The organism is Sphingobium cyanobacteriorum (genome assembly GCF_030580935.1).
In the GTDB taxonomy this organism is placed as follows: Bacteria; Pseudomonadota; Alphaproteobacteria; order Sphingomonadales; family Sphingomonadaceae; genus Sphingobium; species Sphingobium cyanobacteriorum.
In genome coordinates this window covers 508,930-528,340 of the sequence record NZ_JAUQOM010000002.1, presented here as the reverse complement: position 1 = coordinate 528,340, position 19,411 = coordinate 508,930, and the positions used below count along the sequence as shown (strand labels likewise).

Genomic DNA, 19,411 nt, shown 5'->3' with positions numbered 1-19,411 from the left:
CGTTTGTTCATGGGGCGTGTCACCCCGGCCTGCGCCGGGGTGACGAACCGGATCAGAAGTCCATGCCGCCCATGCCGCCCATGCCGCCGCCGGGCATGCCCATCGGCGCCTTGTCATCGGCCGGCAGTTCCGAGATCGCCGCTTCGGTGGTGATCAGCAGACCGGCAACCGATGCCGCGTTCTGGAGCGCGGTGCGCACAACCTTGGTCGGGTCGATCACGCCGGCGGTGACGAGGTTTTCATAGGTGTCGGTCGACGCATTGAAGCCGAACGAGGTGTCGTCCTGATCGAGCAGCTTGCCCGACACGACGGCGCCGTCCTGGCCCGCATTGCTGGCGATCTGGCGCACCAGAGCGGTCAGCGACTTGCGAACGATGTCGATGCCGCGGGTCTGGTCGTCGTTGATGCCGGTCAGGCCGTTCAGGGCCTTCGTGGCATAGAGCAGCGCCGTGCCGCCACCGGGGACGATGCCTTCTTCAACAGCCGCGCGGGTCGCGTGGAGAGCGTCGTCGACGCGATCCTTGCGTTCCTTGACTTCCACTTCGGTCGCGCCGCCGACCTTGATAACGGCCACGCCGCCAGCCAGCTTGGCCAGACGTTCCTGGAGCTTTTCGCGGTCATAGTCGCTGGTGGTGACTTCGATCTGCGCACGGATCTGTTCGGTGCGGCCCTTGATCGAGTCATGATCGCCAGCGCCGTCGACAATGACGGTGTTGTCCTTGTCGATGGTGACGCGCTTGGCGGTGCCGAGCATCGCCAGCGTGACGTTTTCGAGCTTGATGCCCAGGTCTTCCGAGATCACTTCGCCCTTGGTCAGGACGGCGATGTCTTCCAGCATGGCCTTGCGGCGATCGCCGAAGCCAGGCGCCTTGACCGCAGCGACCTTCAGGCCGCCACGCAGCTTGTTGACAACCAGGGTCGCCAGCGCTTCGCCTTCGATATCTTCCGCGATGATCAGCAGCGGACGGCCCGACTGGACGACGGCTTCCAGGATGGGAAGGATCGACTGAAGGTTCGACAGCTTCTTTTCGTGGATCAGGATGTACGGATCAGCCAGCTCGACAGCCATCTTTTCCGGGTTGGTGATGAAGTAGGGCGACAGGTAGCCGCGGTCGAACTGCATGCCTTCGACAACGTCCAGTTCGAAGTCGAGACCCTTGGCCTCTTCCACGGTGATGACGCCTTCCTTGCCGACCTTTTCCATGGCTTCGGCGATCTTTTCGCCGACTTCACGGTCGCCATTGGCCGAGATGATGCCGACCTGGGCGACTTCGGCCGAACCCGAAACCGGCTTCGAACGGGCCTTGATGTCCTCGACAACCTTGGTGACGGCGAGGTCGATGCCGCGCTTGAGGTCCATCGGGTTCATGCCGGCGGCGACCGACTTCATGCCTTCGCGCACGATGGCCTGGGCCAGAACGGTCGCGGTGGTGGTGCCGTCACCGGCAATGTCGTTGGTCTTGCTGGCCACTTCGCGGACCATCTGCGCGCCCATATTCTCGAACTTGTCCTTGAGTTCGATTTCCTTGGCGACGCTGACACCGTCCTTGGTGATGCGGGGTGCGCCGAAGCTCTTGTCGATGACGACGTTGCGGCCCTTCGGCCCCAAAGTCACCTTGACCGCGTCGGCCAGGATGTCGACGCCGCGCAGGATGCGCTCACGAGCGTCACGCGAAAACTTTACGTCCTTCGCTGCCATGATCTTTTACCTTCTCTTGAGAATTGCAAAATTTGCGAAGTTCACACCGTTGCAGGTGTTGAAATTCCGCCGAAAACTGAAACGGCTATCCGGTTCGCAACCTGGCCGATCCGGCCAGGTCCGTCGCTATCAGGCGACGACGCCCAGAATGTCCGATTCCTTCATGATCAGCAGGTCTTCACCGTCGACCTTGACTTCGGTGCCCGACCATTTGCCGAACAGCACGCGATCGCCAGCCTTGACATCGAGCGGCGTGACCTTGCCATCTTCGGCCTTGCTGCCGGTGCCCACGGAGACGATTTCGCCTTCCTGCGGCTTTTCCTTGGCGGTGTCGGGGATGATGATGCCACCCGCGGTCTTCGCTTCCGCTTCGATGCGGCGGACGAGAACACGGTCGTGCAACGGACGAAATGCCATGTTTGTGTGCCTTTCCCTAGCAATTTGGGATCGGGCGACGCACCGGGCGGGGCGATGCCCCATATGCCCTGTCCGCCTGTCCTTCTCCCGATGAACTCTGCGTTGTTAGCACTCATCGAAGGAGAGTGCTAGCGGCGTGAATATGGTCATGTCGTTTTGCCGGTCAAGAGCGGAAAGCACTAAAAATTTCGCTGGCCCGGCAGGATCGGTCGTCCGACGCCGGATATAGGCCCGTCGGCTTTGTGCGTCATCCGGGGCGCGATGGAATGGACGGAAGCTGCGGCTGGATCATGGGCATGACCACCCGACGCCGGATGGGAAATAATCAGGATGGATGCGCGCTGCCCGGTTGCGGGGCACCGGGCCGGTTCCTACCTGCGCACCAGATTTCCATCATCGGAGCGATGCCGCATGACCGACAGCTATACGCCGCCCACAGTCTGGACCTGGGATCAGGAAAAGGCTGGCGGCGCCTTCGCCAATATCAACCGGCCGATCGCGGGCGCGACCCATGACCGGACGCTGCCAGTCGGTGCCCATCCGTTCCAGCTCTATTCGATGGGCACGCCCAACGGGCAGAAGGTCACGATCATGCTGGAGGAATTGCTGGAGGCCGGGGTCAGTGCAGCCGAATATGACGCCTGGCTGATCCGCATCAGCGAAGGCGACCAGTTTTCCAGCGGCTTTGTGGAGGTGAACCCCAACAGCAAGATCCCCGCGCTGATGGATCACAGCGTATCGCCGCCGCAGCGCATATTCGAATCCGGTGCGATCCTGCTGTATCTGGCGGAAAAATTCGGCAAATTTCTGCCCACCGACCCGGCGGGACGAACGGCGGCGCTGAGCTGGCTGTTCTGGCAGGGAGGCACCGGCCCGCTGCTGGGCGGGGGGTTTGGCCATTTCTTCGCCTATGCGCCGGAAAAATATGAATATCCGATCAACCGCTACACGATGGAAGTGAAGCGGCAGTTCGACGTGCTCGACCGGCGGCTGGCGGATAGCGCCTTTGTCGCGGGCGACAGCTATACGATCGCCGATATCGCCATCTGGCCCTGGTATGGCAATATTGCCCTGGGGCGCAGCTATGAAGGGGCGAACATCTTCCTGGATACCGCCAGCTACCGGAATGTGATGCGCTGGGCCGAACAGGTCGATGCGCGCCCGGCGGTGACGCGCGGGCGCATCGTCAACCGCATCACCGGGCCGCTGAACGAACAATTGCACGAACGCCATGATGCAGGTGATTTTACGACCCGGACGCAGGACAAGCTGGCGGCGGCGGCCTGAGAGCGCTCCGTCTTACCCCGCCGCCTTGACGATTTCCGCCCAGTCCGCCTCGCTGATGACGGTGATGTTCAGCGCGGCGGCCTGTTTCAACTTGCTGCCCGCGCCCGGCCCGGCGACGACCAGATCGGTCTTGGCACTGACCGATCCGGCGGCCTTCGCGCCCAGTCGCTCCGCCTGCGCCTTGGCTTCGTCGCGGCTCATGGTTTCGAGCTTGCCGGTGAACACGACGGTCTTGCCGGTCACGGCGCTGGCGGTGGTTTCCACGACATAGGGCGGCGGCGATACTTCGGCGAGGAGATCGTCCCACACCGCCGCATTGTGCGGTTCGTGGAAGAAGTCGGCGATCGCATGGCCGACCGCGCCACCGACATTCTCCACCCCGATATGATCGGCGACCGCCTTGTCGCGCTTGGCGGGCGTGTCGAAGGGCTGGTCGCGCAGCGCCATGATCTCTTCCGCCAGCGTGCGGATGGCGGGCAGCGTGGCATAGCGCTTCAGGAGGTCGCGCGCCGTCACCGCCCCGACATGGCGGATGCCCAGGCCAAAGAGCAGGCGCGCAGCGTCGGGCGTGCGCTTTGCCTCGATCGCGGCGAGGAGATTGTCGACCGATTTTTCCTTCCAGCCTTCGCGCGTCAGAAGATCGGCGCGATGCGCCTTCAGGCGGAAGATGTCGGCCGGTTCCGCGATCCAGCCGAGGTCGAGAAATTCCTGGATGCTTTTTTCGCCCAGCCCTTCGATATCGAGCGCGCCGCGACTGACGAAATGGCGCAGCCGCTCGAACCGCTGGGCCGGGCAGATGAGGCCGCCGGTGCAGCGATAATCCACCTCCCCTTCCTCACGCACGGCTTCGGACTGACAGACCGGGCAATGGGTGGGGAAGAGGAACGGATCACGCGGATCGTCGCGGGTGAGATTGTCGACCACCTGCGGGATCACGTCGCCCGCGCGCTGGACGACGATCCGGTCGCCGGGGCGGACGCCGAGGCGGGCGATCTCGTCGGCATTGTGGAGCGTGACGTTGGAGACGACCACGCCGCCCACGGTGACGGGGGTGAGGCGACCTACGGGCGTGAGCTTGCCGGTGCGGCCGACCTGGATGGCGATGGCCTCCAGCGTCGTCTGCGCGCGTTCGGCGGGGAATTTATGCGCGATGGCCCAGCGCGGGGCCTTGGCGACGAATCCCAGCCGCTGCTGCCAGTCGAGCCGGTCGACCTTGTACACCACGCCGTCAATGTCGAAGGGCAGGTCGGCGCGGGCGGCCTCTATCGCGCGATAATGGGCGATGAGCGCAGGGAGGCTGTCGACGCAGACGAGCCTGTCGGAGACGGGCAGGCCCCAGGACGCGATCGCCTGCATGACGCCAAGCTGCGTGTCGGCTGGGACGGCGCTGTGCGCGCCCCAGCCATGGGCGAGGAAGCGCAAGGGACGGCTGGCGGTGACGGCGGCGTCCTTCTGGCGCAGGGAACCGGCGGCGGCGTTGCGCGGATTGGCGAACTGGCGGGCCTTCTCCGGGTCGTCGGCCTGGGCGAGGAGGCGGGCGTTGAGCGCCACGAAGTCGCCCTTGGCCATATAGACTTCGCCGCGCACTTCGAACAGGTCCGGGATGGCGGGGCCACTCAGCGTCTGGGGAATGTCGGCAATGGTGCGGACATTGGCGGTCACGTCCTCCCCGGTCGCGCCATCGCCGCGCGTGGCGGCAAGGACGAGTTCGCCCTTCTCATAGCGCAGCGAGCAAGAGAGGCCGTCGATCTTGGGTTCGGCGGTGAGCGCGAGCGGTGCGTCGTCGGGGAGCGCGAGGAAGCGGCGGACGCGGGCGGCGAATTCGGCAATGTCATCGTCGGAAAAGCCGTTGTCGAGGCTCATCATGCGAACGGCATGGGGGATTTTCCTGAGCGCGGATGTGGCGGCGGCCCCGACCTGGGCGTTGGGCGAATCGGCGCGGATCAGGTGCGGAAAGGCGGCTTCGAGCGCGTTATTCTCGGCGATCAGCGCGTCATAGGCCGCATCGCTGATCTCTGGCGCGTCCTGATCATGATAGAGGCGGTTATGCTTCGCCACCTCTTTTGCAAGGCGCATCAGGCGGTTGGCGGCGTCGGCTTCGGTGAGGGCGGCGGGGTCGGTCATGGCTATGCCTTAACCGCTGTCGTGCTCCAGCGAAAGCGGGAGCGCCGTGCCCATTATACCCCCGCCACCGGAATCGTCTCGAACCTCTGGCCAAAGCCGGCGATGATCGGGCGGGCCTTGGCGATGGCGGCCTGCACGGCGGGGAGCTTGAGCGAGGCGGCGTGGCTTTCGCGGCTGTCCCAGACTTCGGTGATCCAGATCGCGTCCGGGTTCGCGGCGTCGAGCGCGATGACATAGGAGAGACAGCCGGGCATCGCGCCGGTCGCGTCGCGAAGATAGCCGACCAATTCGTCGCGCTTGCCGGGTTGGCTGAGCATCTGGCCGATCAGGCCGTAACGCGGTCCGGCCGCCTGCGCGGCGGCGGGGATGGCGCTGACGGCGAGCGCGGCGGCGGTCAGGCTCAGCATGTCTCTACGGTTATGGGTCATGCTTCTCCGATTCCTCGTCATTGCGAGCGTAGCGAAGCGATCCAAGGCCGCAACATGGATTGCTTCGCTACGCGCGCAATGACGAAAAGACTCAAACCCGCTCCAGCAAGCGTTCCGCCTGTGCGCGGGCTTCGGCGGTGATTTCCGCGCCGGACAGCATTCGGGCGATTTCCTCGCGCCGCTCAGCGTCGTCCAGCGCGTGGACGCCGGTGCGGGTGACGGTGCCGTCGCTGGACTTGGCGATGAGCAGATGCCCCGCCCCGCGCGCGGCGACCTGCGGGCTGTGGGTGACGACGAGGATCTGGTTGCTCTGCGCGAGGCGGGCGAGGCGTTCGCCGATCGCGTCGGCCACCGCGCCGCCCACGCCCCGGTCGATCTCGTCAAAGATCAGCGTGTCCGCCCCGCCCCGCTCCGCCAGCGCGACCTTGAGCGCGAGGATGAAGCGCGACAGTTCGCCGCCGCTGGCGATCTTGGCGAGCGGCGCGAAGGGCGCGCCGGGGTTGGTCGAGATTTCAAACTCAACCCGGTCCATGCCGTGCGCGCTCCACTGGCCCTCGTCGGTCTGGGCGACGATGGTGCGGAAGCGCGCCGCGTCGAGCTTGAGTGGCGCGAGTTCGGCGGCGACGGCGGCGTCGAGGCGGGCGGCCGCCATCTGCCGCTCGCCCGACAGGGCTTGCGCGGCGGCGCGATAGGTGGCGGCCTTGGCGGCGACATCCTTTTCGAGCGCGGCGATATGCTCTTCCCCACCCTCGATCGCGGCCAGTTTCGCGGCCATCTCGTCCCGCAGGGCGGCAAGGTCGTCGGGCTGGACCTGATGCTTGCGGGCGAGGCCGCGCAGGTCGAACAGGCGGGTTTCGATGCTGTCGAGGCGGGCGGGATCGAAGCTCAACGCCTCGGCGGCTTCGGCAAGGCGGTCCTCCGCCTCCCCCGCTTCCGCCACGGCGCGGTCGAGCGCTTCGAGCACGGCGGTCAGCAAGGGTTCTTCGCCGGCAATGCGGTCGAGCCGCCGGGCCGCCTGGCGCAACTGGGCAAGGCCGCCGTCCGATCCGGTCAGGCAATCGTTGACGATGGCAAGGTCGTCGGTCAGGCGCGCGCCCTTCTGCATCGTCGCGCGGGCTTCGGCCAGGGTCGCTTCCTCGCCGGGTTCAGGAGCGAATTTACGCAATTCCTCGACCGCGTGGGTCAGATAGTCGCAATCGCGCGCGGCATTGGCAACGATCGTGCGCGCTTGCGCCAGCGCGTCGGTGGCGGCGCGCCAACCGGCATGGGCGGTGGCGACGGCAGCGGTATCGCAGCGGCCATAGCTGTCGAGCAGTGCGCGGTGGCCACGCGGGTTGAGCAGGCCGCGATCATCATGCTGGCCGTGAATTTCGACCAGCGATCCGCCCAGATCGCGCAGCAGCGCGGCCGAGCAGGGCTGATCATTGACGAAGGCGCGGCTGCCGCCGTCAGCCTTCACCAGGCGGCGGATCAGCAGCGGTTCGCCCGGTTCGATGGCGATGCCATTGTCGACCAGCAGCGCGGTGGCGCGATGGTCGGCGGCGGGCGCTTCGAAGGCGGCGATGACGCTGGCCTGCGCCTCCCCATTGCGGACAAGGCCGCTGTCAGCGCGCGCGCCCAGCGCCAGCCCCAGCGAATCGAGCAGGATCGATTTGCCCGCGCCGGTTTCGCCGGTCAGCACGGAAAGGCCCGCGCCGAACTCCAGGTCCAGCGCCTCGATCAGCACGACATTGCGGATGGCAAGCGCGGTCAGCATGGCGTTCGTCCTGAAACGTCTTCCCGGCGAAGGCTGGGGGACGCTATCATGGTGGCGTCAGGCCTTGCCGCCATGCCGCTCCATCAGCTTATAGCTGCGCTCATACCATTCGGAGCCGGGATAGTTGCGGCCCAGCACGGCGGCGGCCTTCTGCGCTTCGGCGGGGATGCCGAGCGAGAGATAGGATTCGACCAGCCGTTCGAGCGCTTCGGGCGTGTGGGTGGTGGTCTGATATTTGTCGATCACGGCGCGGAAGCGCAGCGTGGCGGCGAGCCATTGGCCACGGCGCTGGTAGAAGCGGCCAACCTCCATTTCCTTGCCGGCGAGATGATCGTTGACCAGGTCGACCTTGAGCCGCGCATCGGCGGCATAGCGGGTGTCGGGATAGCGGCGGATCAGTTCACCCAGCGCATCGAGCGACTGCTGCGTGATCTTCTGATCGCGGGTCACGTCGGCAATCTGTTCATAGTAGCAGAGCGCGATCAGATAATAAGCGTAGGGCGCATCCTTGTTGCCGGTGTGGATCGACAGGAAACGCTGCGACGCGGAAATGGATTCGGCATAATCGCGGTTCAGATAATAGCTGAACGCCGACATGAGCTGCGCCCGGCGCGCCCAGGGCGAATAGGGGTGCTGGCGCTCGACTTCGTCGAACAGGGCAGCGGCAAGCTTGTACTGGCCGCGATCGAGCCGCGCCTTGCCGCTGTTGTAAAGCGTCGACACGTCGCGCGCGACATAGAGGGTGTCGGCCTTGTTCTTCGAGGTCGAGCACCCCGAAAGCAGGATGGCGAGCAGGGCGGGAGCCGCGACGCGCGACAGATTTTTGATCAGCATGGGCGGGTCATAGCCGAGGGACACGCCGCCGCCAAGCGGCAGAATGGGGCTGCGGTCAACAGGCCGCCGTTGCGGGCAGATCAAGCCGGGCCACCGCACCGCCCGCCTGCCCCGGTCCCAGCGCAAACCGGCCGCCCAGTTGCGTCGCCAGCGCATGGGCGATGCGCAGGCCGAGCGATTGTTGCGTATCCATCTGGAAACCCGGTGCAATGCCCCGGCCATCATCGGCGATCTGGAGGCAGAGCCTGTCATCGCCCCTGTCCAGCGAGATGCGAATACAGCCCCCCGGTCGGGCAGGCCATGTTCGATCGCGTTGCTGATCGTTTCCGCGACGATCAGGGCGAAGGGGACGGCGACGCCGGCATCGAGCTGAATCGCATCGGGCACCAGCATGTCCACCCGCACATCGTCACGGCCGCTGGCGCCGATAATGTCGGCCGCAAGGGTGGACAGGAAATTGCGCATATCCTGCCCTGCCCCGGACGGATCGTAGAGCGCCCGGCTGATGCGCCCCACCAGTGCCAGCCGTTCCGACGCATCATCCAGCGCACGCCTGGCGTCCGCATGGTCGACCTGTCGCCGTTGCAGCGACAGCATGGCGGCGACGACCTGAAGATTGTTCGACACGCGATGCTGGAGTTCGCGGAACAGCAATTCCCGATTGTCGGCCAGGGTCCGGCTGCGTTCGCGCTCCACCGCCAGGTGGAAATTGGCGCGCTGCATGAAGTGGATCAGCAGAATGTCGATGCTGACGACGCCGGTGTAGAAGATCATCGCCACGGCGACGGGCGGGTTCATCATCAGGCTGTGGAACGGCGGGATGAACATGTACCATGACAGCAGCCCGCATAAAATGGCGGTGAAAATGCCCGGCCGCACCCCGAACAGGAAGGAGGAGAGGATGACCGCGGGAAAGAAGGTGACGAAGGGATAGCCGGTGGGCAGCAGCGGTTCGGCCGCGAAGCGCAGCAGCAATGCCGCGAGGCAGAAGATCAGGCTCAGCCCATAGGCATAGGCCGGCCGGTCAAGGACGAGCGGCAACCGTTCGACAAAGCGCTCATTACGCCTCTGCATGACATTCCCCGGATAGATGTTCGTTACAGTAGCAGAACCTTACGCCTGCGCATTGATCGAAATCAGCCGTTCGCGATCATTGCGACGAAAAAGGGCGCCCGGTTCGACCGGACGCCCCCTTTCTTGTCAGCCGCATGGCTGCGCGATCAGTCCTGGGTCAGGAAGTCGGGCAGGCCACCCGGCGCGGGACCGTCATCATTGCCGCCTTCGCTGCGTTCGCGACGCGGGCCACGATCACCGCCGTCACGGCGCGGGCCACGACCGCGATCGCCGCGCCCTTCGCCCCTGGGGCCACGATCACCGCCACCGTCACGGCGCGGGCCGCGCCCATCTTCTCTGGCGCCACGGGGTTCGCGCGGTTCGCGGGCAGGACGGGTATCCTCAAGTTCCGCGCCGGTTTCCTGATCGACGACGCGCATCGACAGGCGCACCTTGCCGCGCGGGTCGATTTCGAGAACCTTGACCTTCACTTCCTGCCCTTCCGACACGACATCGGTGGGCTTTTCCACGCGCTCATTCTTCATTTCGGAGACGTGGACAAGGCCGTCCTTGCCACCCATGAAGTTCACGAAGGCGCCGAAATCGACGATATTGACGACCTTGCCATCATAAATCTTGCCGACTTCCGCTTCCTGCGTGATGCCAAGGATCCACTTGCGGGCCGCTTCGATCTGCGCCGGGTCGGACGAACTGATCTTGATCAGGCCCTCGTCGTCAATGTCGACCTTCGCGCCGGTTTCGGCGACGATCTCGCGGATCACCTTGCCGCCGGTGCCGATGACTTCGCGAATCTTCGACTTGTCGATCTGCAAGGTTTCGATGCGGGGGGCGTGGGCCGACAGTTCGGTGCGGGTCGATGCCAGCGCCTTGCTCATTTCGCCCAGGATGTGCGCACGGCCTTCCTTCGCCTGACGCAGCGCGACCTCGAAGATTTCCTGCGTGATGCCGGCAACCTTGATGTCCATCTGCATCGTGGTGATGCCGGCTTCCGTGCCCGCGACCTTGAAGTCCATGTCGCCCAGATGATCTTCGTCACCCAATATGTCGGACAGGACGGCAAAGTCCTTGCCTTCCAGGATCAGGCCCATGGCGATGCCCGAAACCGGGCGCTTCAGGGGCACGCCGGCGTCCATCATCGAGAGCGAACCGCCACAGACGGTCGCCATCGAGGAAGAACCGTTCGATTCGGTAATGTCGGACAGGACGCGGATCGTGTAGGGGAACTCGTCCTTGCTGGGCAGCACGGGGTGGAGCGCGCGCCATGCGAGCTTGCCATGGCCCACTTCACGACGACCCGGCGCGCCGAAGCGGCCGACTTCACCGACCGAATAGGGCGGGAAGTTATAGTGCAGCATGAAGTTTTCATAATGCAGGCCAGTGAGGCCGTCGATCATCTGCTCGGCGTCCTTGGTGCCCAGCGTGGTGGTGCAGATGGACTGCGTTTCACCGCGCGTGAACAGGGCCGAGCCATGGGTGCGGGGCAGGAAGCCGACCATCGCCTCGATCGGGCGGATCTGGGTGGTGGTGCGGCCGTCGATGCGCTTGCCGTCCTTGAGGATGGCGCCGCGGACGATTTCCGCTTCCAGCTTCTTGGTCAGCTTGATGCCGGCCATGACGGTCTGGGCGTCCAGGCCCTCGGCGGTGAAGCTGGCCTTCGCCTTGGCGCGGGCTTCATTGAGCGCGTTCGAGCGGGCCGACTTGTCGGTCAGCTTGTAAGCGGCGGCAATGTCCTTGCCGATCAGCTTCTTCAGCTTCTTCTTGAGGTCGTCGAGATTGTCGCCCTTGGCGATATCCCAGGGTTCCTTCGCGGCCTTTTCCGCCAGGTCGATGATCGCGTTGGCGACCTTCTTGCTCGCTTCATGGGCGAACAGGACGGCGCCCAGCATGATATCTTCCGACAATTCCCTGGCTTCGGATTCGACCATCATCACGGCATTGCCGGTGGCAGCGACGACCAGGTCGAGTTCGCCGGTCTTGACCTCGTCCAGCGACGGGTTGAGCTGATATTCGCCATCCTTGTAGCCGACGCGCGCCGCGCCGATCGGCCCCATGAAGGGCACGCCCGACAGGGTGAGTGCAGCCGACGCGGCGATCATTGCCACAATGTCCGGCTCGCTTTCGCCATCGAAGCTCAGAACCTGAGCGATGACGTTGATTTCGTTATAGAAGCCTTCGGGGAACAGCGGGCGGATCGGACGGTCGATCAGGCGGGAAACCAGCGTTTCCTTTTCGGTCGCGCCGCGCTCACGCTTGAAGAAGCCGCCGGGGATGCGGCCGGCGGCGGAATATTTTTCCTGATAGTGAACGGTCAGCGGGAAGAAATCCTGCCCTTCCTTCACGCTCTTGGCGGCGGTCACGGCGCACAGCACCACGGTTTCGCCATAGGTGGCCAGCACGGCGGCGTCAGCCTGACGCGCGATACGGCCGGTTTCGAGGGTCAGCGTCTTGCCGGCCAGCTCGATAGATACTTTCTTGACGTCGAACATAGTTTTTTCCTTCGCCCGCGTCGGCCCTATTGCCGGGCGGGGCCTGTGTTGCGGGCTAACCGGCCCGCTGCGGTGTCGGGGCATCATCTGGCCCCTGATATGCAACAGGGCGCCGAATTGCGCCCCATTCCAGAATCGGAAACGGCCCCGAATGGGGCCGTCCCTTTGTAGCGGACTTACTTGCGCAGGCCCAGCTTGCCGATCAGGTCGGTGTAACGCGCCTGATCCTTCTTCTTGAGATAGTCCAGCAGCGAACGACGCTTGTTGACCATCATCAGCAGACCACGACGGCTATGATTATCCTTGTGGTGACCCTTGAAATGCTCGGTCAGGTTGGTGATCCGCTCGGTCAGGATAGCAACCTGAACCTCTGGCGAACCCGTGTCACCTTCAACGCGGGCATATTCCTTGATCAGCGCTTCCTTGCGCTCGGCAGTAATCGTCATCTAGTCGTCTTCCCTCGACATCAGGTTGAAACCGCGCACCACCCGGATCTCTCCGTCCTGCGCTTCGACCAGCGCCACGGGCATGGACCCGTCGAACGCCAGATGAAGGCCGGTGGCAGTGTCGGACCCCGACAGCACCTTCCCCTGACGGAGAGCCAGCGCCTGATCGGGAGAGACGGGGAGAGCCGGGATGTCGTCCAGCCCCGCCGTCAACGGCAGCAAAAGCCCGCCGATGGTGCCGCCCCTAGCAGCTTCATCCAATTTGTCCAGCGAAATCGCGGATTCCAGCGTGAACGGCCCGGCCTTGACCCGGCGCAGCATGGTGACATGGCCGACCGTGCCGAGCGCCAGCGCAATGTCGCGGGCGAGGGAGCGGATATAGGTGCCCTTGGAGACATGGGCGGTCAGGGTGATGGCGGAGATCCTCTCCCCACGGGGGAGAGGGTGTGAAGGCTTGGCGGCGTGCTGCCTGGCCGGAGTTGGAGAGGGGGGTGGCGCGCCCTCCCCCTCTCCAAGCTGCGCCAGCCCGCCTTGCGGGCAAGCTGCGCTATCCTCTGCGCCCTGGAGCGAGGAAATGTGCAGCCCATATATCGTCACCGACCGCAGCTTCATTTCGACCTCTTCCCCCTTGCGGGCGAGGTCATAGGCGCGCCGGCCGTCGATCAGGATGGCGCTATAGGCGGGCGGCGCCTGTTCGATCGGGCCGGTGAAGCGCGGCAGCACCGCCTCCACATCCGCCCATGTCGGTCGCACATCGCTGGTCGCGATCACCGCGCCTTCCAGGTCGAGCGTGTCGGTCTGAACACCGAAAGTTACAGCAAAATCGTAAATCTTGTCACTGTCGAGCATGCGCCCCGCCAGCTTGGTGGCTTCGCCGATCGCGATCGGCAGCACGCCGGTCGCCAGCGGATCGAGCGTGCCGCCATGACCGACCTTCCATTTGCCGGCGCCGCCCGTCGCTTCCCTCTGGATACGCAGCGCGCGCTTGACCGCGCTGACCGCCTGGGTCGAGCCAAGGCCATGCGGTTTGTCGAGGATGAGCCAGCCATGCATGGACGCGCCTGTATAGCGCGCCGCCGCCGCTGTCAGCCCTGCATCTGCTCCACGAAATGGCGGCGGCAGAGCGCGACATAGCGATCATTGCCGCCGATTTCGGTCTGGGCCCCCTGGCGGATCGCCCTGCCCTGCCCGTCGACGCGCAGGTTCATCGTCGCCTTGCGGCCGCAATCGCACACCGTCTTGATCTCCGTCAGCGCGTCGGCCAGGCCGAGGAGGTGGGCGCTGCCGTCGAACAGTTCGCCCTGGAAATCGGTGCGCAGGCCATAGCAGAGGACCGGCACGCCAAGCCGGTCGCACACCGCCGCCAGTTGCCACACCTGTGTCCGCGTCAGGAATTGCGCCTCATCCACCAGTACGCAGGACAGCGGCGTTGCCTGATGGCTGGCGGCGATGGCGGCAAACATGTCGGATTGCGGATCGAACAGATGCGCCGGCTGTTCCAGCCCGATGCGCGAGGCGATGCGGCCATGGCCGTAGCGATCGTCGATCGCGGCGGTCCACAGCATCGTCGCCATGCCGCGTTCCTGATAGTTGAAGCTCGATTGCAGCAGCGTGGTCGATTTGCCCGCATTCATCGAGCTATAGTAGAAATAGAGCTTGGCCATCCGCGGTCAATTAACGGATCGTGGGCGCAACACCAGCCAGGAAACGGACCAGCGCGTCGGCGAGCGCGATCCGGCTGTCGGAAAAGCTGTGGTCGGTCGGCCAGACCATCAGCCGCGCGTCCGGATTGGCCCCCTGCGCATCGGCCGCAGCCTTGCGAGCATGTGCGCCGATCCCCTTTTCCGCGCCCAGCAGGGTCAGCGGGCGGCGGCCATAGCCCGCAAGACGCCGGCCAAGGTCGAATTTCTGCCCATCCCCCCTGATCTCGCCGGTCAGGCTGTCATAGGTTGCGCCGTTGAGCGGCGGCAGGTCGCTCGCCACTTCGGCCTTCCATGCGGCCTCGCCTTCGGGCGTTGCGAGCGCGGCGACGGTATGGGCCGGGTCCCAGGGGTCGATCAGGAACAGGCCCGCGACGCGCGGTTCGGCGGCGGCGGCATCGGCGGCCATGAAGCCGCCCATGCTGTGCCCCGCCACCACGATCGCGCTGGTGTCAATGCGATAGCGGGCGACGGTCGCGGGCTGTTGCAGAAATTGCAGCGCGGCAAAGGCATCGTCGGACGCATGGGTGAAGGAGAAGGTGCCGGGGCTGCCCCAACTGCCGCGATAATGCAGCGTCAGGACATGCCAGCCGGCGCGCCGCGCCGCCTGCGCCAGATCGAGATTCTGCTCATTGCCGGGAAAGCCGTGGAGCAACAGCAGGGTGGGATGGAGGCCCGGACCGGCGGCGGTGTACAGGACCGCATTCATCGCGCCATCCTCGACCGGGATGACGAAGGCGCTCATCCCGGCGGGATAGGCGGCGTCCGGCCGGGGATCGGTGATGACGGCGGGATGGATCGCGGGCTCCCTGGCGAGGGCGGGCGTGGCGATCACGAAGACCGCCAGAAGCATCATCAAATGTCTCATCATATGCTGTCCGCTCCATCGCCTTTTATGCTTAGTCCGCCAGCAACGGGAAGCCTCTGCACGGCCCCACGCCGGCAAATGGCCGAAATTTCCGGCCAGCGGCAGGCATTTCAATCCGCAGCCTCGCCCTCGTCCTTCGCCAGGTCGCGGGCCACCTTGGGATCGCGCAGCAGCTTGTCGATATGGGTGCCTTCGTCGAAGCTCTCGTCAGCCAGGAATTTGAGCTTCGCCGCATATTTGAGGCGAATGCGGGTCGCGACTTCGCGCTGGAGATAGGCGGTGTTGGTGCGCAGCGCTTTCAGCACCGCTTCCTCATCCTGCCCCAGCAGCGACTTGATGAACACGGTCGCGTGGCGCAGGTCGGGCGACATGCGGACTTCGGTGACGCTGACGACATGCCTGGTCAGCACATCGTCATGCACGTCACCGCGCTGGAGGATTTCGGACAGGACGTGGCGCACCTGTTCACCCACGCGGAGCAGGCGGACGGAGGGGCCTTCGGGTTGGTTGGACATAGATCCTCTCCTCCCGCCTGCGGGAGGGGCCTGGGGTGGGCCTTCCCCGCCGGCCATAGCGATTCACAAGGAGGGCCGGCCCGCCGCCCTGGCCCCCTCCCGCAAGCGGGAGGGGGAATTTGGATCACAGCGTGCGCTGGCGTTCTTCGACCTCGAACAGTTCGAGCGTGTCGCCGACCTTGATGTCGTTCGTGTCCTGGAGGACCGCGCCGCATTCCATGCCCGCGCGGACTTCGGAGACATCGTCCTTGAAGCGGCGGAGCGAATGGATGACCGTTTTCGACACGATGACATCGGACCGGGTGAGGCGCGCGTTGAGCCCCTTGCGGATGATGCCGTCGAGGACGAGGAGGCCGGCCGCCTTGTCCTTCTTGCCCGCCGGGAACACCTGGAGCACTTCGGCGCGACCAACGATCGTTTCGATGCGTTCGGGCGCCAACTGGCCCGCCATTTCGCCGCGCACTTCCTCAAGCAGGTCGTAGATCACGTCATAATAGCGCAGCGAGATTTTCTCGCGCTCCGCCAACTGGCGCGCCTTGGCATTGGGGCGGACGTTGAAGCCGATCAGCGGCGCGCGGCTGGCGGCGGCCAGCGTGACATCGCTTTCGGTGATCGCGCCGACGCCCGATTGCAGGATGCGGACCTTGATCTCGTCGGTCGAGATGCGGTTCAAGGACGACACGATCGCTTCGACGGACCCCTGCACATCGCCCTTCACCACCACCGGATATTCGATGACGGTGGTGTTGAGCGCCGAGAACATATGTTCAAAGCTGGTGGGCGCGGTCGTCGTGCGCTTCTTGGTCGCCTGTTCCTGACGATAGGCGGCGACTTCGCGGGCACGGGCTTCATTTTCCACGACAGTGAGCTGGTCGCCCGCCTTGGGCACGCCGGACAGGCCCAGAACCTCGACCGGGGTGGAGGGGCCGGCGGACTTCACCTGCTGGCCCTTGTCATTGACCAGCGCACGGACCTTGCCGCTTTCGGCGCCGATGACGAAGGTGTCGCCGACCTTGAGCGTGCCCTTGCGCACCAGCACGGTGGCGACCGCACCACGGCCCTTGTCGAGCTGCGCCTCGATCACATTGCCTTCGGCCTGGCGATCGGGGTTGGCGGACAGTTCCATGACTTCGGCCTGGAGCAGGATCTTTTCGATCAGTTCGTCAAGGCCGGTCTTCTTGAGCGCGGAAACCTCCACGTCCTGAACGTCGCCGCCCATATCCTCGACCACGATCTCCTCGCTCAGCAGGCGCTCGCGCACCTTTTGCGGGTTGGCGTCGGGCTTGTCGCACTTGTTGATCGCCACGATCATCGGCACGCCGGCCGCCTTGGTATGGTTGATCGCCTCGATCGTCTGCGGCATCAGCCCGTCATCGGCCGCCACCACCAGGATGACGATATCGGTGACGTTGGCGCCGCGGGCGCGCATTTCCGAGAAGGCTTCATGGCCCGGCGTGTCGAGGAAGGTGATGACATCGCCAGCCTTGGTCGTCACCTGATAGGCGCCGATATGCTGGGTGATGCCGCCGCTTTCGCCCGCGACCACATCGGTCCCGCGCAGCGCGTCGAGCAGCGAGGTCTTGCCATGGTCGACATGGCCCATGATGGTGACAACAGGGGCGCGGGGCTTGAGCGTTTCGAACGCATCGACCTCCCCTTCCATGCCGATTTCCACGTCGGCATCGGACACGCGCTGGATGCGGTGGCCGAATTCCTCGACCAGCAGTTCCGCCGTATCCTGGTCGATCGACTGGTTGAGCGTGACGGCGGTGCCCATCTTGAACAGGGACTTGACCAGATCCGCGCCCTTTTCGGCCATGCGGTTGGCGAGTTCCTGCACCGTGATGCTTTCGGGCACGATCACGTCGCGGCTCTGCTTCTCGCGCGTCTTGGCGCCGCCCGAATAATGGGCGCGACGTTCCTTTTCGCGGGCACGCTTGAGCGCGGCGAGGCTGCGGGCGCGGGCGCTGTCGTCATCGGCCAGCGCCTTGGTGACGGTGAGCTTGCCGGCCTGGCGACGATTATCCTCGCCCTTCTTGGCGCGTTCGGGCTTGGCCGGTTCGGGACGCTTGACCGGCGCGACCGGGGTGAAGCGGCGCGGCGGCGGGACGGCAGCGACCGGAGCGCGCGCTTCGGCTTCCGCCGGGGCGGACTGCGCCGCGACAGGTGCGGTGGCGACAGGCGCGGGGGCGGCAGGCTCCTGCGCCGGGGCGGGGGCGCTTGCGGGTTCTTCGGCTGCCCTGGCTTCCGGTTCGGCCACCGGAGCAACCGGGGCTTCGGCCGCCTGGCGATTTTCCTCGGCCCGGCGCTTTTCTTCCTCGATCGCGGCAAGGCGCGCGGCGTCCTCACGACGACGGGCATCCTCCAGCGCGGTCATGCGGGCCTCTTCGGCCTCACGCAGCAGCTTGGCCTGCAATTCCTGACGCGACATCAGGCTTTGCGGCGGCGACTGGCGCACCGGGGCGGCCGGCTGGGGCGCGCGGGCCTGGGGCTGCTGCGGCGCCGGGGCGGCGGGACGGGGCGCAGGCGCGGGATCAGCCTGGGGCGTGGCCGCAGGCGCGGCACCGGCCGTCTCACCCGGCTTGCCCAGAACACGGCGCCGCTTCACCTCGACCACGACCGTATTCTTGCGGCCATGGCTGAACTGCTGCTGCACCTGGCCGGATTCGACGGTCCGCTTGATGCCCAGTGGCTTGCGGCCCAGAACCGGCTTGTCTTCCTTGCTGTCACTCATACGACTGAACTTAACCCTTCACTTCCGCTTCGGCCGGATAGGCCCGCCGACGCCCAATATATGCCTGTTCGGCCCAAACTAGTCAGGGACGCCCGGCGCATCGGCGGAGTCATGCTCCCCATGCACAGGCGCCCCGTTAGCGCAACCCAGATAGCTTTCCAAGCGGCCTATGGCCGCGCGCAGGCGCGAAGCAGCCCGCGAGTCGGTCACCGCGATATGGACGACATTGTCCCGCCCCATTGCCATAGATAGGGCATCGCGGTCCACAGGCAAGGTGATGCCCGCCAAATCCGTGCCCTCCGCATCCCGGCCAACCCGAAATGCCTGGTCCAGCTTGCGATTGCCGTCGGCCGCCGCATCGACGGCATGGAGCAGCAATTGCACCTGCCCCTTGCGGCAGGCGACATCGATCTTTTCCGACCCGGTGAGCAGCATGGAGGCGCGGGCTTCCAGCCCCAGCCGGTCGAGCAACGCCTTGCGCAGACCATCCTCGACCAGGGCGGGCAGGGATTCTGGGATCTGAAGCGCGCCGTCCTTGAACGACCGGGCGAGCGCGCCCTTGAGCTTGCCCCTGGCCAGCGCGGTTTCCAGTTCCGCGCGGGTCACGCCGATCCAGGCGCCCCGCCCCGGCGCCTTGGCGCGGATGTCGGGCAGCACCTGCCCCTCCGGCCCCACGGCCAGGCGGATCAGCGTGTCGGGATCGGCACGGTCGCCGGTCAATATGCATTTGCGTTCGGTCATGCGCGCTCCTCCGCCAGAACGGAAGAAAGGGCAAGTCCAACGCTAGAGGGAGCGCCTATTCTCTCATCGGGGAGTGACCGCAGCATGGGCGTCCTCCCTTGGTGAAGAGGGGGCGTCGCGGTCGACGAGCAATTGCCCGCCGGCCGCGTAATTTTCAGTGGGAATTTCCGAGATCACGATCTGCACGGCAGCCGCCGGCTTCCCCAGCCGCTCCACGAGCGACCGGGTGACGTCAGCAACGATCGCGGCTTTCTGCGCGCGGGTTGCGTTGCCAGCCAGGCGGATGTCGACAAAAGGCATAA

Annotated in this window: 16 protein-coding genes and 1 pseudogene; 1 reads left to right on the top strand and 16 read right to left on the bottom strand. The window is 65.4% G+C overall.

Translation table 11 applies throughout. The annotated features are described in order from the left end of the window. Window positions 1-52: 52 nt before the first annotated feature. Together groL and groES are read right to left on the bottom strand one after the other, a co-directional pair. Entirely contained in the window at window positions 53-1,699 is a 1,647-nt protein-coding gene (gene groL / locus Q4610_RS07505; protein ID WP_304535360.1) for a chaperonin GroEL, read from the bottom strand. Window positions 1,700-1,828: 129 nt separating this feature from the next. Then, window positions 1,829-2,116 (bottom strand): co-chaperone GroES, encoded by a 288-nt coding sequence (gene groES / locus Q4610_RS07500; RefSeq protein ID WP_007704439.1) that lies wholly within the window; start codon window positions 2,114-2,116, stop codon window positions 1,829-1,831. 411 nt (window positions 2,117-2,527) lie between these two features. On the opposite strand from groES, the gene yghU reads away from it, so the two are divergent. After that, on the top strand, window positions 2,528-3,403 hold the full coding sequence (gene yghU / locus Q4610_RS07495; RefSeq protein ID WP_304535359.1) for a glutathione-dependent disulfide-bond oxidoreductase: 876 nt from the start codon (window positions 2,528-2,530) through the stop codon (window positions 3,401-3,403). Between the two features lie 12 nt (window positions 3,404-3,415). Here the strand turns inward: yghU and ligA are convergent, their stop codons facing one another. From ligA to Q4610_RS07425, 14 genes and pseudogenes are all read right to left on the bottom strand, one after another. After that, window positions 3,416-5,527 (bottom strand): NAD-dependent DNA ligase LigA, encoded by a 2,112-nt coding sequence (gene ligA / locus Q4610_RS07490; protein WP_304535358.1) that lies wholly within the window; start codon window positions 5,525-5,527, stop codon window positions 3,416-3,418. 53 nt (window positions 5,528-5,580) lie between these two features. Continuing rightward, window positions 5,581-5,955, bottom strand: coding sequence for a putative quinol monooxygenase (locus tag Q4610_RS07485; RefSeq protein ID WP_304535357.1), 375 nt, complete (start codon window positions 5,953-5,955; stop codon window positions 5,581-5,583). Between the two features lie 91 nt (window positions 5,956-6,046). After that, entirely contained in the window at window positions 6,047-7,711 is a 1,665-nt protein-coding gene (gene recN, locus Q4610_RS07480; RefSeq protein ID WP_304535356.1) for a DNA repair protein RecN, read from the bottom strand. Between the two features lie 57 nt (window positions 7,712-7,768). Further along, window positions 7,769-8,545 carry an outer membrane protein assembly factor BamD gene (locus Q4610_RS07475; RefSeq protein WP_304535355.1) on the bottom strand — a complete coding sequence of 259 codons (777 nt, stop codon included), beginning with the start codon at window positions 8,543-8,545 and terminating at the stop codon, window positions 7,769-7,771. A gap of 55 nt (window positions 8,546-8,600) precedes the next feature. Further along, window positions 8,601-9,619: pseudogene (locus tag Q4610_RS07470) on the bottom strand (sensor histidine kinase). 146 nt (window positions 9,620-9,765) lie between these two features. Next, on the bottom strand, window positions 9,766-12,105 hold the full coding sequence (gene pnp, locus Q4610_RS07465) for a polyribonucleotide nucleotidyltransferase (RefSeq protein ID WP_304535354.1): 2,340 nt from the start codon (window positions 12,103-12,105) through the stop codon (window positions 9,766-9,768). Window positions 12,106-12,281: 176 nt separating this feature from the next. After that, on the bottom strand, window positions 12,282-12,551 hold the full coding sequence (rpsO, locus tag Q4610_RS07460; RefSeq protein ID WP_304535353.1) for a 30S ribosomal protein S15: 270 nt from the start codon (window positions 12,549-12,551) through the stop codon (window positions 12,282-12,284). Next, window positions 12,552-13,604: a tRNA pseudouridine(55) synthase TruB gene (gene truB, locus Q4610_RS07455; protein ID WP_304535352.1), complete on the bottom strand. Its 1,053-nt coding sequence runs from the start codon at window positions 13,602-13,604 to the stop codon at window positions 12,552-12,554. 32 nt (window positions 13,605-13,636) lie between these two features. Continuing rightward, window positions 13,637-14,215: a thymidine kinase gene (locus Q4610_RS07450; RefSeq protein ID WP_304535351.1), complete on the bottom strand. Its 579-nt coding sequence runs from the start codon at window positions 14,213-14,215 to the stop codon at window positions 13,637-13,639. Window positions 14,216-14,225: 10 nt separating this feature from the next. Further along, the gene (locus Q4610_RS07445) at window positions 14,226-15,107 is read right to left on the bottom strand and encodes an alpha/beta hydrolase family protein (protein ID WP_425262537.1); all 882 of its coding nucleotides are present in this window, start codon (window positions 15,105-15,107) and stop codon (window positions 14,226-14,228) included. A gap of 122 nt (window positions 15,108-15,229) precedes the next feature. After that, window positions 15,230-15,634 (bottom strand): 30S ribosome-binding factor RbfA, encoded by a 405-nt coding sequence (gene rbfA / locus Q4610_RS07440; protein ID WP_304535350.1) that lies wholly within the window; start codon window positions 15,632-15,634, stop codon window positions 15,230-15,232. Between the two features lie 124 nt (window positions 15,635-15,758). Continuing rightward, the gene (infB, locus tag Q4610_RS07435; RefSeq protein ID WP_304535349.1) at window positions 15,759-18,368 is read right to left on the bottom strand and encodes a translation initiation factor IF-2; all 2,610 of its coding nucleotides are present in this window, start codon (window positions 18,366-18,368) and stop codon (window positions 15,759-15,761) included. Between the two features lie 78 nt (window positions 18,369-18,446). Continuing rightward, a complete protein-coding gene (locus Q4610_RS07430) occupies window positions 18,447-19,109 on the bottom strand; it encodes a DUF448 domain-containing protein (RefSeq protein WP_304535348.1) in 663 nt (220 codons plus the stop codon). Between the two features lie 63 nt (window positions 19,110-19,172). After that, entirely contained in the window at window positions 19,173-19,409 is a 237-nt protein-coding gene (locus tag Q4610_RS07425) for a tautomerase family protein (protein WP_304535347.1), read from the bottom strand. Window positions 19,410-19,411 lie beyond the last annotated feature (2 nt).

What these genes read in the sequence shown, in the direction of transcription:
- groL (WP_304535360.1), bottom strand. Translation starts at nt 1,699, where the DNA reads ATGGCAGCGAAGGACGTAAAGTTTTCGCGTGACGCTCGTGAGCGCATC.
- groES (WP_007704439.1), bottom strand. Translation starts at nt 2,116, where the DNA reads ATGGCATTTCGTCCGTTGCACGACCGTGTTCTCGTCCGCCGCATCGAA.
- yghU (WP_304535359.1), top strand. Translation starts at nt 2,528, where the DNA reads ATGACCGACAGCTATACGCCGCCCACAGTCTGGACCTGGGATCAGGAA.
- ligA (WP_304535358.1), bottom strand. Translation starts at nt 5,527, where the DNA reads ATGACCGACCCCGCCGCCCTCACCGAAGCCGACGCCGCCAACCGCCTG.
- Q4610_RS07485 (WP_304535357.1), bottom strand. Translation starts at nt 5,955, where the DNA reads ATGACCCATAACCGTAGAGACATGCTGAGCCTGACCGCCGCCGCGCTC.
- recN (WP_304535356.1), bottom strand. Translation starts at nt 7,711, where the DNA reads ATGCTGACCGCGCTTGCCATCCGCAATGTCGTGCTGATCGAGGCGCTG.
- Q4610_RS07475 (WP_304535355.1), bottom strand. Translation starts at nt 8,545, where the DNA reads ATGCTGATCAAAAATCTGTCGCGCGTCGCGGCTCCCGCCCTGCTCGCC.
- pnp (WP_304535354.1), bottom strand. Translation starts at nt 12,105, where the DNA reads ATGTTCGACGTCAAGAAAGTATCTATCGAGCTGGCCGGCAAGACGCTG.
- rpsO (WP_304535353.1), bottom strand. Translation starts at nt 12,551, where the DNA reads ATGACGATTACTGCCGAGCGCAAGGAAGCGCTGATCAAGGAATATGCC.
- truB (WP_304535352.1), bottom strand. Translation starts at nt 13,604, where the DNA reads ATGCATGGCTGGCTCATCCTCGACAAACCGCATGGCCTTGGCTCGACC.
- Q4610_RS07450 (WP_304535351.1), bottom strand. Translation starts at nt 14,215, where the DNA reads ATGGCCAAGCTCTATTTCTACTATAGCTCGATGAATGCGGGCAAATCG.
- Q4610_RS07445 (WP_425262537.1), bottom strand. Translation starts at nt 15,107, where the DNA reads ATGATGCTTCTGGCGGTCTTCGTGATCGCCACGCCCGCCCTCGCCAGG.
- rbfA (WP_304535350.1), bottom strand. Translation starts at nt 15,634, where the DNA reads ATGTCCAACCAACCCGAAGGCCCCTCCGTCCGCCTGCTCCGCGTGGGT.
- infB (WP_304535349.1), bottom strand. Translation starts at nt 18,368, where the DNA reads ATGAGTGACAGCAAGGAAGACAAGCCGGTTCTGGGCCGCAAGCCACTG.
- Q4610_RS07430 (WP_304535348.1), bottom strand. Translation starts at nt 19,109, where the DNA reads ATGACCGAACGCAAATGCATATTGACCGGCGACCGTGCCGATCCCGAC.
- Q4610_RS07425 (WP_304535347.1), bottom strand. Translation starts at nt 19,409, where the DNA reads ATGCCTTTTGTCGACATCCGCCTGGCTGGCAACGCAACCCGCGCGCAG.